This is a genomic window from Polaromonas sp. P1_F8 (assembly GCF_056405635.1).
The window spans coordinates 626,615-640,078 of record NZ_JBFUBS010000002.1; the positions used below are offsets into that span (position 1 = coordinate 626,615).

General features: G+C 58.4%; 10 protein-coding genes and 1 tRNA gene. All 11 read right to left on the reverse strand.

Translation table 11 applies throughout. From position 1 onward, the window contains the following. Nucleotides 1-164 precede the first annotated feature (164 nt). Complete coding sequence (locus AC1D1J_RS11815) at nucleotides 165-758, reverse strand: LemA family protein (protein WP_477688419.1); 594 nt, start codon at nucleotides 756-758, stop codon at nucleotides 165-167. A 292-nt stretch (nucleotides 759-1,050) separates the two neighbouring features. After that, nucleotides 1,051-5,271 (reverse strand): DNA-directed RNA polymerase subunit beta', encoded by a 4,221-nt coding sequence (gene rpoC, locus AC1D1J_RS11820; RefSeq protein WP_477688418.1) that lies wholly within the window; start codon nucleotides 5,269-5,271, stop codon nucleotides 1,051-1,053. A gap of 27 nt (nucleotides 5,272-5,298) precedes the next feature. Then, nucleotides 5,299-9,411: a DNA-directed RNA polymerase subunit beta gene (gene rpoB, locus AC1D1J_RS11825; RefSeq protein ID WP_477688417.1), complete on the reverse strand. Its 4,113-nt coding sequence runs from the start codon at nucleotides 9,409-9,411 to the stop codon at nucleotides 5,299-5,301. Nucleotides 9,412-9,667: 256 nt separating this feature from the next. After that, complete coding sequence (gene rplL, locus AC1D1J_RS11830; RefSeq protein ID WP_431094480.1) at nucleotides 9,668-10,045, reverse strand: 50S ribosomal protein L7/L12; 378 nt, start codon at nucleotides 10,043-10,045, stop codon at nucleotides 9,668-9,670. Between the two features lie 29 nt (nucleotides 10,046-10,074). After that, on the reverse strand, nucleotides 10,075-10,605 hold the full coding sequence (rplJ, locus tag AC1D1J_RS11835) for a 50S ribosomal protein L10 (protein ID WP_477688416.1): 531 nt from the start codon (nucleotides 10,603-10,605) through the stop codon (nucleotides 10,075-10,077). Nucleotides 10,606-10,867: 262 nt separating this feature from the next. Continuing rightward, complete coding sequence (gene rplA, locus AC1D1J_RS11840) at nucleotides 10,868-11,563, reverse strand: 50S ribosomal protein L1 (protein ID WP_457282626.1); 696 nt, start codon at nucleotides 11,561-11,563, stop codon at nucleotides 10,868-10,870. Then, on the reverse strand, nucleotides 11,560-11,994 hold the full coding sequence (gene rplK, locus AC1D1J_RS11845; RefSeq protein WP_007871338.1) for a 50S ribosomal protein L11: 435 nt from the start codon (nucleotides 11,992-11,994) through the stop codon (nucleotides 11,560-11,562). The genes rplA and rplK overlap by 4 nt, the downstream gene beginning before the upstream one ends. A 140-nt stretch (nucleotides 11,995-12,134) precedes the next feature. Next, nucleotides 12,135-12,662: a transcription termination/antitermination protein NusG gene (gene nusG / locus AC1D1J_RS11850; protein WP_245660946.1), complete on the reverse strand. Its 528-nt coding sequence runs from the start codon at nucleotides 12,660-12,662 to the stop codon at nucleotides 12,135-12,137. A gap of 68 nt (nucleotides 12,663-12,730) precedes the next feature. Further along, nucleotides 12,731-13,114, reverse strand: coding sequence for a preprotein translocase subunit SecE (gene secE, locus AC1D1J_RS11855; protein WP_477688415.1), 384 nt, complete (start codon nucleotides 13,112-13,114; stop codon nucleotides 12,731-12,733). Nucleotides 13,115-13,246: 132 nt separating this feature from the next. Further along, nucleotides 13,247-13,322: transfer RNA gene (locus AC1D1J_RS11860), tRNA-Trp, on the reverse strand. Between the two features lie 17 nt (nucleotides 13,323-13,339). After that, nucleotides 13,340-13,464, reverse strand: a 125-nt coding sequence (locus AC1D1J_RS11865; RefSeq protein WP_477694796.1) for an EF-Tu C-terminal domain-related protein, incomplete at its 5' end; no start/stop codon positions are given.

Sequence of the window (13,464 nt, forward strand, 5' to 3'; positions counted from 1 at the left end):
GCTCCCCCGGGTCGCTTCCCCCTTCGATACGTCAAGGCGATCGGAGAAGCCTATGGAGGACTCAAACCAGCAGGGGCCGCGGAACCGGCTTCGCCGGGCCACGGGCGCAGCGACCCCCTCGAGGGGCAGCGCATTACACGAAGTGAAAAGCGCGGGGGCCACGTTCACATCTGGATTCGGACGGCCTGGCGTTCGACGGCGCTCTCAGTGGCCTGCAACATGGCCGACGGTGCAAAACCAAACGTGCGGGCAATCAGCAGCGCGGGAAACTGCCCCTGCGCATTGTTGTAGTCCAGCACGGCATCGTTATAAGCCTGCCTGGCAAAGCCGACCTTGTTTTCGGTGCTGGTGAGCTCTTCGCTGAGTTCACGAATGGTCTGGTCGGCCTTGAGTTCGGGGTAGGCCTCGGCTACGGCAAAAAGCCGCCCCAGGCTGCCGTCCAGCGACTGCTCGGCGGCGGCCAGCGCCACAACGGCACCGGCATTGGCAGGGCGGCTGCGCACCGCATCGCTGGCCGTGCGCGCCTGGTTGCGGGCAAGCATGACGGCTTCGAGCGTGCTCTGCTCGTGCTGCAGGTATTTTTTGGCGGCTTCGACCAGATTGGGAATCAGGTCGTAGCGGCGCTTGAGTTGCACGTCGATCTGGCCGAAAGCATTGGCAATGATGTTTTTCAGCCGGACCAGCCGGTTGTAAGCGCCTACGGCCCAAAAAACCAGCAAGGCAAACACGGCAATAAAAACAAGGGTGCTGAGGGGCATCGATAGTCCTTGGTGCAAAAGATGACATACAACTTGCCCGACAGTTGTGCGGGCGGCTGCCGCGAGGTTAACTGGTTTTGGGTCTGCACGGCAAGGTCGCACATGCCAGCTGAAGGTTCGATATGCTATATTTTTTATAGCTGCTCGCGCTCGTCAGTCATGGGGAAAAGCCGTATTTTGTTAAAAATTCCGGGGCAGTGAACCGGCAAGTGCAATCAGCAATCCATAAAAAAGCCCCACACCCTTGCGGGCGTGGGGCCTTGCACCTGTCAGGGCGCGAGTGCGGGGCAGCTTACTCGGAAGCGGAGCTCTCGCCACCAGCTTCTGCTGCAGCGGGCATGGCTTCGAGCTCGGCCGCTTCGGCTTCGGCAATGGCGCGGCGCTCTGCGTCGTCCATCTGGTCCTTGGCTTTGCGTGCCTCGTGGTAGGCCATGCCGGTACCGGCAGGAATCAGGCGGCCGACGATCACGTTTTCTTTCAGGCCGCGCAGCTCGTCGCGCTTGCCCATAATGGCAGCCTCGGTGAGCACGCGCGTGGTTTCCTGGAAGGAAGCCGCGGAAATGAACGAATCGGTCGACAGCGAAGCCTTGGTGATACCGAGCAACAAGTTGCTGAACGTTGCCGGAATCTTGCCGTCAGCGCGCAGGGCGTCGTTGGCATCCAGCATGGCAGAACGCTCGACCTGTTCACCAGCGATGTAGCTGGAATCACCAACATTTTCAACGACCACACGGCGCAGCATCTGGCGAACAATCACTTCGATGTGCTTGTCGTTGATCTTCACGCCCTGCAGGCGGTAAACGTCCTGTACTTCGTCGACGATGTAGCGGGCCAGCTCTTCCATACCCAGCAGGCGCAGGATGTCTTGCGGGTCGGCCGGGCCGTCCACAATGCTTTCGCCCTTGTTGACCACCTGGCCTTCGTGCACCAGGATGTTCTTTTCCTTCGGAACGAGGTCTTCCCAGACCTTGCCTTCGGGATCAGTAATCTGCAGACGAACCTTGCCTTTGGTTTCCTTGCCGAACGACACGGTACCGGTCATTTCGGCCAGCGTACCCTTGTCTTTCGGCGTACGGGCTTCGAAGAGCTCGGCAACACGCGGCAGACCGCCGGTAATGTCGCGGGTCTTCTGGCCTTCGATCGGGATACGGGCCAGCACTTCGCCGGGGCCCACGTCCTGGCCGTCACGCACCTGGACCAGCGCACCCACCTGGAAGCCAATCGTCACCGAGTGATCGGTGCCGGGGATCTTGACTTCGTGGCCGGAGGCGTCGATCAGCTTGACCTGCGGACGGATCACTTTCGTGGCGCCGCGGCGTTTCGGATCGATCACCACCAGGGTGGACAGACCCGTCACATCGTCAACCTGCTTGGCAACTGTCACGCCTTCTTCCACATTCTCAAAGGCCACCTTGCCGGCGAACTCGGTAATGATGGGGCGCGTCAGCGGATCCCAGTTGGCCAGAATGGCGCCGGCCTTGATGGTCTGGTCGGCCTTGACGGTCAGTGTGGCACCGTACGGCACCTTGTGGCGCTCACGCTCGCGGCCGTGTTCATCATGGATGATGATCTCACCGGAACGGGCGATCACGACCAGTTCGCCCTTGCTGTTGGTCACATAGCGCATCGGTGCATTGAAGCCGATCACGCCGTTGGACTTGGCTTCGACGCTGGAGGCAATCGCTGCGCGCGATGCGGCGCCGCCGATGTGGAAGGTACGCATCGTCAGCTGCGTGCCGGGCTCACCGATCGACTGCGCGGCGATGATACCGACCGCTTCGCCGATGTTGATGAGGCCGCCGCGGCCCAGATCTCGGCCATAGCACTTGGCGCACAGGCCGAAACGGGTTTCGCAGGTCAGTGCAGTACGCACTTTCACTTCGTCCACGCCAGCTGCTTCGAGCTCTTCGATCAGGTCTTCGTCCAGCATGATCCCGGCTTTGGCCAGCACCGAGCGGTTTTCCGGGTGCAGGATGTCTTCAACCGCCGTGCGGCCGAGGATACGGTCACGCAGCGACTCGATGACTTCACCGCCCTCGACGATGGCGCGCATGAGGGAACCCTCTTGCGTGCCGCAGTCTTCTTCGGTGACCACCAGATCCTGAACCACGTCGCAAAGGCGGCGGGTCAGGTAGCCGGAGTTGGCCGTTTTCAGCGCCGTATCGGCCAGGCCCTTACGGGCACCGTGGGTGGAGATGAAGTACTCCAGCACGTTCAGGCCTTCACGGAAGTTGGCGGTAATCGGCGTTTCGATGATGGAGCCGTCAGGCTTGGCCATCAAACCGCGCATACCGGCGACCTGGCGAATCTGCGCAGCGGAACCGCGGGCGCCGGAGTCGGCCATCATGTAGATGGAGTTGAAGGATTCCTGCTCGACTTCCTTGCCGTTACGGTCCAGCACTTTCTCTTTCGAAAGCTGGGCCATCATGACCTTGGACACTTCGTCGCCGGACTTGCCCCAGATGTCGACCACCTTGTTGTAGCGCTCGCCGGACGTCACGAGACCCGAGACATACTGCTGCTCGATTTCTTTGACTTCCTTCTGTGCACGCGCAATGATGGCGGGCTTTTCCTTGGGGATCAGCATGTCGTCGATGCAAATCGAGATGCCGGCTTTTGTCGCCAGGCGGAAGCCCGACTGCAGCAGCTTGTCGGCAAACACCACGGTCTCTTTCAATCCGCACTTGCGGAAAGACACGTTGATCAGCTTGGAGATTTCCTTTTTCTTCAACGCCTTGTTGATGTTGGAGAAAGGCAAACCTTTGGGCAGGATCTCGGACAGCAGTGCACGGCCGCCCGTGGTTTCCCACAGCTTGGTCGACGGCACAAATTCGCCTGTGGCCTTGTCTTTGGTGTACTCGGTCAGGCGCACGCTGATGCGGGCGTTCAGGTCAAGCTCACCCGCGTCAAATGCGCGACGCACTTCACCAGTGTCGGAGAACACCAGGCCTTCGCCCTTGCCGTTGGTACGGTCACGGGTCGTGTAGTACAGGCCCAGCACAACGTCCTGCGAAGGAACGATGGACGGCTCGCCGTTGGCAGGGAACAGGATGTTGTTCGAAGCCAGCATCAGGGTGCGGGCTTCCATCTGTGCTTCCACCGACAGCGGCACGTGGACAGCCATCTGGTCACCGTCGAAGTCGGCATTGAAGGCCGAGCAGACGAGCGGGTGCAGCTGGATGGCCTTGCCTTCGATCAGGATAGGCTCAAAGGCCTGAATGCCCAAACGGTGCAGCGTGGGCGCACGGTTCAGCATCACAGGGTGCTCTTTGATGACTTCTTCCAGGATGTCCCACACCACTGGCGTGCCGGATTCGACTTCCTTCTTGGCCGCCTTGATGGTCGTGGCGATGCCGCGCGACTCAAGCTGAGCGAAGATGAAAGGCTTGAACAGTTCCAGCGCCATGAGCTTGGGCAAGCCGCACTGGTGCAGCTTGAGCGTTGGGCCCACAGTAATAACAGAACGGCCCGAGTAGTCGACGCGCTTGCCCAGCAAATTCTGGCGGAAGCGGCCTGACTTGCCCTTGATCATGTCGGCCAGAGACTTCAGTGCGCGCTTGTTGGCGCCCGTCATGGCCTTGCCACGGCGTCCGTTGTCGAGCAACGAGTCCACAGCTTCCTGCAGCATGCGCTTTTCATTGCGGGCAATGATTTCCGGCGCCTTCAGCTCCAGCAAACGGCGCAGGCGGCTGTTGCGGTTGATCACGCGGCGATACAGGTCGTTCAGGTCGGAGGTCGCAAAACGGCCGCCGTCCAGTGGCACCAGCGGACGCAGGTCCGGCGGCAGCACAGGCAGCACGTCGAGCACCATCCAGCCCGGTTTGATGCCGGACTTTTTGAACGCCTCCATCAATTTCAAGCGCTTGGCGTTCTTCTTGATCTTGATTTCGGAACCGGTCAGGTCGTTACGCAGCTTCTCGATTTCAACGTCGAGATCCAGCCCTTCGAGCAGGTCCTTGATGCCTTCGGCGCCCATCTTGGCGGTGTATTCATCACCGTATTCCTTGCGCTTGGCGTCATAGTCGTCTTCCGACATGATGCTGAATTTCTTCAGCGGGGTCATGCCGGGATCAGTAACGACATACGCCTCGAAGTACAGCACGCGTTCGATGTCGCGCAGCGTCATGTCGAGCACCAGGCCCAGGCGCGACGGCAGCGACTTCAGGAACCAGATGTGCGCGCACGGTGCGGCCAGGTCGATGTGACCCATGCGCTCGCGGCGAACCTTGGTTTGTGTGACTTCAACGCCGCACTTTTCGCAGATGACACCGCGGTGTTTCAGGCGCTTGTACTTGCCGCACAGGCATTCGTAGTCCTTGATGGGGCCAAAGATCTTGGCGCAAAAAAGACCGTCGCGCTCTGGCTTGAAGGTACGGTAGTTGATGGTTTCAGGCTTCTTCACTTCGCCGAAAGACCACGAACGGATCTTCTCGGGCGAAGCCATGCCGATCTTGATGGCATCGAAATGCTCATCCGGCGTGAATTGCTTGAACAGGTCGAGTAATGATTTCATGAGTTAAATCCTTTTCTTTCCTGTTGATTAGCTGCGTTCGAGTTCGATGTCGATACCGAGCGAGCGGATTTCCTTGACCAGCACGTTGAACGACTCGGGCATGCCGGCCGTGATCGCGTGCTCGCCCTTGACGATACTTTCGTAGACCTTGGTACGGCCCTGCACGTCGTCCGACTTGACGGTGAGCATTTCCTGCAGCGTGTAGGCGGCGCCGTACGCTTCCAGCGCCCAGACCTCCATCTCGCCGAAACGCTGTCCGCCGAACTGCGCCTTGCCGCCCAGCGGCTGCTGGGTAACGAGCGAGTAAGGACCGGTCGACCGTGCATGCATCTTGTCGTCCACCAGGTGGTGAAGTTTCAGGAAGTGCATGTAGCCCACCGTGGTCGTGCGCTCGAACGCATCACCCGTACGGCCGTCATACAGCTGGGCCTGGGTACGCGTTGCCGTCAGGCCCTTGGCCTTGGCAATGTCGTCCGGATAAGCCAGCTGGAGCATGCCCATGATCTCGGCCTCGGAAGCACCGTCAAACACCGGAGTGGCAAAAGGCACGCCAGTGGTGAGGTTGCCGGCCATCTCGATGATGTCGGTATCCGACAACTTCGCCAGGTCCTCTGCGCGGCCTGACTTGTTGTAGATCGTTTCCATGAACTTGCGGATTTCCTGCACCTTGGCTTCGGCTTGCAGCATGTCCCCGATGCGATGGCCCAGACCCTTGGCGGCCCAGCCCAAATGCACCTCAAGCACCTGGCCCACGTTCATCCGTGAAGGCACGCCCAGCGGGTTCAGCACGATGTCGCACGGTGTGCCATCGGCCATGTGCGGCATGTCTTCAACCGGAACGATCTTGGACACGACACCCTTGTTGCCGTGACGGCCGGCCATTTTGTCGCCAGGCTGGAGGCGGCGCTTGACGGCAAGGTAAACCTTGACCATCTTGAGCACGCCCGCTGGCAACTCGTCGCCCTGCGTGAGTTTTTTGCGCTTTTCTTCGAAAGACAGGTCAAAGCTGTGGCGCGTCTGCTCCATCGAGTTCTTGACGCTTTCGAGCTGCGCAGCCACTTCGTCATCGGCAGGACGAATGTCAAACCAGTGGTACTTCTCGACATCGGCCAGATAGGCCTTGTCGATCTTGGTGCCCTTGGCCAGCTTCTTCGGGCCGCCATTGGCAACTTTGCCGATCAGCAGTTTTTCGATACGGTCGAACGCATCGGCCTCGACGATACGCAGCTGGTCGTTCAGGTCCAGGCGGAAACGCTTGAGTTCGTCGTCGATGATCTGCTGGGCGCGCTTGTCGCGCACGATGCCTTCACGGGTGAAGACCTGCACATCGATCACGGTGCCTTGTGAGCCCTGGCTCACGCGTAGCGAGGTGTCTTTCACATCGCTGGCCTTTTCGCCGAAGATGGCGCGCAACAGCTTTTCTTCCGGCGTCAACGTGGTCTCGCCCTTGGGCGTGACCTTGCCGACCAGCGTATCGCCCGGCTGGACTTCAGCACCGACATAAATAATGCCGGATTCGTCGAGGCGGTTCAGCTGTTGCTCGGACAGGTTGGGGATGTCGCGCGTGATTTCTTCAGCACCCAGCTTGGTGTCACGGGCCATCACGACGAGTTCTTCGATGTGAATCGAGGTATAGCGGTCTTCGGCCACCACGCGCTCGGAAATCAGGATCGAATCCTCGAAGTTGTAGCCGTTCCACGGCATGAACGCGATCAGCATGTTCTGGCCGATGGCGATTTCGCCCAGGTCAGTCGATGCGCCGTCGGCAATCACATCACCCTTGGCCAGTTTGTCGCCGATCTTGACGATAGGACGCTGGTGGATATTGGTGTTCTGATTGGAACGCTGGTACTTGATCAGGTTGTAGATGTCCACACCGACTTCGCCGGCGAGGGCTTCTGCGTCGTTGACGCGCACCACGATACGGGTTGCATCAACGTAGTCAACCACGCCGCCACGGTTGGCGGTCACCACGGTACCGGAGTCAACCGCCGCAACCCGCTCAATACCCGTGCCGACCAGCGGCTTTTCGGGACGCAGTACAGGCACGGCCTGACGGGACATGTTGGCGCCCATCAAAGCACGGTTGGCATCATCGTGCTCCAGGAACGGAACCAGGGAAGCCGCCACCGAGACGATCTGTGCAGGCGACACGTCCATGTACTGGACACGCTCTGCGCCCACCAGGACGGACTCACCGTTTTCCCGGGCGGACACGAGGTCACCGGTCAGCTTGCCGCCGTCGTCCAGGGCCGCATTGGCCTGAGCGATAACGTATTTGCCTTCTTCGATGGCCGACAGGTAGTCGATCTGGTCGGTAATCTTGGCATCCACCACACGGCGATACGGCGTTTCAATGAAACCGTATTCGTTGAGGCGGGCGTACAGGGCCAGCGAGTTGATCAGGCCGATGTTCGGACCTTCGGGGGTTTCAATCGGGCAAACGCGTCCGTAATGGGTCACATGCACGTCGCGCACTTCAAAACCGGCACGTTCGCGGGTCAAACCGCCCGGGCCAAGAGCCGAAACACGGCGCTTGTGGGTGATTTCGGCCAGCGGATTGGTCTGGTCCATGAACTGCGAGAGTTGCGATGCACCGAAGAACTCTTTCAACGCAGCCGAAATCGGCTTGCTGTTGATAAGGTCATGCGGCATCAGCGGCTCTTGCTCGGCCTGGCCAAGGCGCTCTTTCACTGCCTTTTCGATACGTGCCAGACCGGTGCGGTACTGGTTTTCAGCGAGTTCGCCGACACAACGCACACGGCGGTTGCCGAGGTGGTCAATGTCATCGACTTCGCCGTTACCGTTGCGCAGGTCGACCAGGATCTTGACGACAGCCAGGATGTCCTCGTTGGTCATGACCATGGGGCCAGTGGAAGAATCGCGGCCGACGCGGGCGTTGAACTTCATGCGGCCGACCTTGGACAGATCGTAGGTATCCGGGTTGTAGAACAAGCGCTGGAACAGGGCCTGCACGGCATCTTCGGTGGGTGGCTCGCCGGGGCGCATCATGCGGTAGATGGCAACGCGCGCAGCAAACTCGTCTGCGGTTTCGTCGGAGCGCAAAGTCTGGGAAATGTACGAACCCTGGTCGAGTTCATTGGTATACAAAACCTGCAGGTCCTGCACACCGGCAACGCGCAACTTCTTCAGCAGCACTTCGCTCAGTTCATCATTGGCCTTGGCGATGATTTCACCGGTCTCAGCATCAACGATGTTCTTGGCGACCACACGGCCGATCAGGAAATCTTCGGGAACGCTGATTGTCGTGGTGCCGCTTTGCTCCAGCTCGCGGGTATGGCGAACGGTGATGCGCTTGTCTTTCGCGACCACGACCTTGCCGTTTTTGTCGGTAATGTCGAAACGGGCCACTTCACCGCGCATGCGCTCGGCCACAAATTCCATCTGTGCACCGCTATCCATCAGGCGGAAGTTGTCGAACACAAAGAAGTTAGCCAGGATGGATTCCGGGTTCAGGCCAATGGCCTTGAGCAGAATCGTGACGGGCATCTTGCGGCGACGGTCAACGCGGAAGTACAGGATGTCTTTGGGGTCGAACTCGAAGTCGAGCCAGGAACCGCGGTAGGGAATGATGCGGGCCGAAAACAGGAGCTTCCCCGAGCTGTGGGTCTTGCCCTTGTCGTGTTCAAAAAACACGCCAGGCGACCGGTGCAACTGGGACACGATCACGCGTTCGGTCCCGTTGATCACAAAAGAGCCCTTGTCGGTCATGAGCGGCACTTCGCCCATATAAACCTCTTGCTCTTTGACTTCCTTGACCACCTTGGACTGCGATGTGGAGGATTCGCGGTCATAAATGATCAGCTGCACCTTGGCGCGCACGGCCGAGGCGAAAGTGAGACCACGGGTCTGGCATTCACGCACGTCAAACGCCGGCTTGGCCAGGTTGTACTCGATGAATTTCATCTCGACAAAACCATTGTGCGAGACGATGGGGAAGGCGTTTTCAAACGCTGCCTGCAGGCCTTCAACGGTCCGCTTTTGAGGCGCACGGTCGGCTTGCAGGAACGCTGTGTACGCGTCTTTCTGCATTTGCAGCAAATAGGGAACAGTCAACACGCTTTCGCGGTTGCCGAAGCTTTTGCGGATGCGTTTACGTTCGGTGTAGGAATAGGCCATGAGTTCTCCGCGTTGATGGGCTCTGGCGACTCTCGTGCCCGAATACACCACGTATTCAGGCAGCTTGGTGGTTGGCCACTACCAACCATGGCGGACGGTGACGCATTGCACGTCACCCGAACCAAGGCGTTTTCTGCAGTCGGGGTCAGAAAACACTGGAAAAAAGACTGCGGCAATCTTCTTTTCGGTGTGTTCCTTGAAACACGAAAGGCTGGAAGCCCGACTACGGTCTTCCAGCCTTCTCAAACACCAAGAATTACTTGAGTTCGACTTTCGCGCCGGCTTCTTCGAGCTTCTTCTTCGCAGCTTCTGCGTCAGCCTTTGGAGCGCCTTCCTTGACGTTCTTTGGAGCGCCGTCAACCAGGTCCTTGGCTTCTTTCAGGCCCAGACCGGTGATTTCGCGAACGGCCTTGATGACCGACACCTTGTTGGCGCCGGCTTCGAGCAGCACGACATTGAAGTCGGTCTTCTCTTCAGCAGCTGCAGCAGCACCGCCGCCACCGCCAGCAGCGGGAGCAGCCATCGCAGCTGCGCTCACGCCAAATTTCTCTTCGATGGATTTCACCAGTTCGTTGAGTTCGAGGACCGTCATGCTATCCAGCGCGGTCAAAAATGCGTCTTTATCGAATGCCATTTTGAATTTCCTAAAAAGTTGGGTACAAATTACGCTGCTTCAGCTTCAGCTGCTGCGGGAGCATCGGCTGCGCCGCCGCCCTTTTTGGCCGCCAGGGCGCCCAGCACAACGGCCGTACGCGACATAGGCGACATCAGCAAGCCACACAACTGGGCGAGCAACACTTCCTTGGAAGGAATGTTGGCCAGTTGCTTCACGCCGTTCACGTCCAGGGATTTACCGCCAAATGCACCACCGCGAATCACCAATTTGTCATTGGTTTTTGCGAAGTCAGCGACTACTTTTGCAGCAGCCACGGCATCTGTGGAAAAGCCATAGATCAGCGGACCGGTCATCTGGTCGGACACGACTTCGAATGCACTGCCTGCCACGGCACGGCGAGCCAGGGTGTTCTTCAGAACACTCAGGTTCACGCCTTTGTCGCGGGCTTGGCTGCGCAGACGGGTCATGTCAGCGACCGTGATACCACGGTATTCCGCCATCACGAGCGTTTGAGCTTTAGCGGCGAGGCCAGTCACTTCATCAATGACGGCTTGTTTCTCACTGCGGTTGAGACTCAAGGTCTACTCCTTAAAAATGTGTGGTCAGGTTCCAGCGGCTTTCACCACCTTCTACCTTCAACACGCTCATGTTCAGCGACCAACTGTTTCAGATTCTTTGCAAAACCATCTGCAGCGGGACCGCCATCTGCGTTGGCTGTCTTTCGATTAAGCGGCAAGCCCAAAGAGCCTGCCACGCCAACGGTCTTTGATGACCTGCCGGAGCGAACCCCGGCAGCCCACCACATTGAACAACCCCTGCGGGTTGCTCAAATTTCTGCGATTACGCTGCGATGGTTTGCGTGTCGACGCGAACGCCCACACCCATCGTTGACGAAACCGCAACTTTCTTCAAATACACGCCCTTGCTCGAAGCCGGTTTGGCTTTTTGCAACGCGTCGATCAATGCAGCCAGATTACCTTGCAGCTTGGCGGTGTCGAAAGAGCGGCGACCAATCGTGCCGTGAACAATACCGGCCTTGTCGACACGGAACTGAACCTGGCCGGCTTTGGCGTTCTTGACGGCTTGCGCCACGTCAGGCGTCACGGTGCCAACCTTGGGGTTAGGCATCAGACCGCGAGGACCGAGCACCTGGCCCAGCGTACCCACGATGCGCATGGCATCGGGGGAAGCAATCACCACGTCAAAGTCCATCTTGCCTGCCTTGATTTCAGCGGCAAGATCATCCATGCCAACGATGTCAGCGCCGGCAGCCTTGGCTTCTTCAGCCTTGGCGCCCTGGGCGAACACAGCCACGCGCTTGGTCTTGCCGGTGCCGTTTGGCAGCACGACAGCGCCGCGAACGACCTGGTCGGATTTCTTGGCATCGATGCCGAGCTGTACAGCCACGTCGATGGATTCATCGAACTTGGCGACTGCGAATTCCTTCACGAGGCCGAGGGCATCGGAAATGGCGTACAGCTTGTTGCTGTCGATCTTGTCGCCAATGGTCTTCTGGCGTTTAGTCAGTTTGCTCATACAACACCCTCCACCGACACGCCCATGGAGCGGGCCGTACCGGCAATCGTACGAACTGCAGCGTCGAGGTCAGCAGCCGTCATGTCTTTCATTTTGGTCTTGGCGATTTCTTCAAGCTGTGCGCGGGAAATCTTGCCAACCTTCACCGTGTGCGGCGTGGACGAACCCTTGTCGAGCTTGATGGCCTTTTTGATCAGCACGCCTGCAGGAGGCGTCTTGATGACGAAGGTAAAGCTCTTGTCGGCAAATGCCGTGATCACCACAGGCAGCGGCAGACCTGGCTCAACACCTTGGGTCTGCGCATTGAATGCCTTGCAGAATTCCATGATGTTCAGCCCACGCTGACCGAGCGCAGGGCCGATCGGGGGGGACGGGTTGGCCTTACCAGCTGGCACTTGCAGCTTGATGAAGCCGACGATTTTTTTCGCCATACTTTTCTCCTTGCGGGTCATAACGCCTGAACGCTGCCAAGGCAGGTCCGGGCTCCCCGGGGGTTACACAACTCAAAAACAATCCGCAAGGACCGTTTCGCGCCGAGTTGCAAGGCGCGAAATTATTTACCGAATCGAAATTACGTTTTTTCGATCTGACTGAATTCCAGCTCTACCGGCGTTGCACGTCCGAAAATCGTGACCGAAACGCGAACCTTGTTCTTGTCGTAATTGACTTCTTCGACCGTACCGTTGAAGTCGGTGAACGGGCCGTCCTTGACGCGCACGTATTCACCCGTTTCAAACTCGACCTTGTGGCGCGGCTTCTCGGTGCCAACCTGCATCTGACTGACGATCTTCTGAACGTCCTCCTCAGAAATCGGGGCTGGGCGATTCTTGGCGCCACCGACAAAACCCGTCACCTTGTTGGTGTGCTTCACCAGATGCCAGGTCTCATCATCCATGACCATTTCAACCAGCACATAGCCCGGAAAAAACCGGCGCTCGGTCGTCTTCTTCTGACCGTTCTTGATCTCAACCACCTCTTCAGTGGGCACCAGGAAACGACCAAACTTGGCCTGCATGCCCGCACGGTTGATGCGCTCAACGATGTTGCGCTCGACCGCTTTTTCCATGCCGGAATAGGCATGGACGACATACCACTGCATGCCTGGGGTCGGCGTAAGGGACGTTCCCGCCGCCACTTCGCTGACTACCGTGCCGTTCAGATCGCTCATTATTTTTTCCATCCCAGGATCAGGTCGTAAAACACCCATTCGAGCGTTTTGTCCGTAAGCCACAAGAACAAGGCCATGATCACCACAAAACCGAATACATAGGCCGTCATCTGGATGGCTTCTTTACGAGCCGGCCAGACAACTTTCCGGACTTCGCGCCACGAGTCCCGTCCAAAAGCCACAAATTGCTTGCCCGACTCCGAGGTCATGAACACAGCAACCGCCGCCACCAAACCGGCAATCAGGGCACCCCACTGGGCCACTTGACCTTGCTTGGCAAAGAAATAGAAGCCCACCAGCGAGGCCAGCACCAGCGCGACAGCCACACCCAACTTGGCCTTGTCGGCGTTGGTACTGACGGTTTCAACTTGAGAAGAGGCCATGGTCGCCGATTTCCTGTTCAATCTTCATGCGTCTCTGCAGACGCTTAAGCCCACCTGGAGTTTTTGACTCCTGGCGGGCTTGCTTTTTATCTTTTCAAACCACCCTCAGCATCGACACTCATCAAAGCCGGGTGGCAGGGGCAGTAGGAATCGAACCTACAACCTTCGGTTTTGGAGACCGACGCTCTGCCAATTGAGCTATACCCCTCCATCAAACCTTACAAATTACGCAATGATTTTGGCAACGACGCCGGCGCCGACGGTCTTGCCGCCTTCGCGGATGGCAAAGCGCAGGCCTTCTTCCATGGCAATCGGGTTGATCAGCTTGACGGTGATCGACACGTTATCGC

Bases quoted from the DNA above. Each gene is read 5' to 3' on its own strand.
- rplA (WP_457282626.1), bottom strand. From the start codon at position 11,563: ATGAGCAAACTGACTAAACGCCAGAAGACCATTGGCGACAAGATCGAC.
- rplL (WP_431094480.1), bottom strand. From the start codon at position 10,045: ATGGCATTCGATAAAGACGCATTTTTGACCGCGCTGGATAGCATGACG.
- AC1D1J_RS11815 (WP_477688419.1), bottom strand. From the start codon at position 758: ATGCCCCTCAGCACCCTTGTTTTTATTGCCGTGTTTGCCTTGCTGGTT.
- nusG (WP_245660946.1), bottom strand. From the start codon at position 12,662: ATGCAGTGGTATGTCGTCCATGCCTATTCCGGCATGGAAAAAGCGGTC.
- rplK (WP_007871338.1), bottom strand. From the start codon at position 11,994: ATGGCGAAAAAAATCGTCGGCTTCATCAAGCTGCAAGTGCCAGCTGGT.
- secE (WP_477688415.1), bottom strand. From the start codon at position 13,114: ATGGCCTCTTCTCAAGTTGAAACCGTCAGTACCAACGCCGACAAGGCC.
- rpoB (WP_477688417.1), bottom strand. From the start codon at position 9,411: ATGGCCTATTCCTACACCGAACGTAAACGCATCCGCAAAAGCTTCGGC.
- rpoC (WP_477688418.1), bottom strand. From the start codon at position 5,271: ATGAAATCATTACTCGACCTGTTCAAGCAATTCACGCCGGATGAGCAT.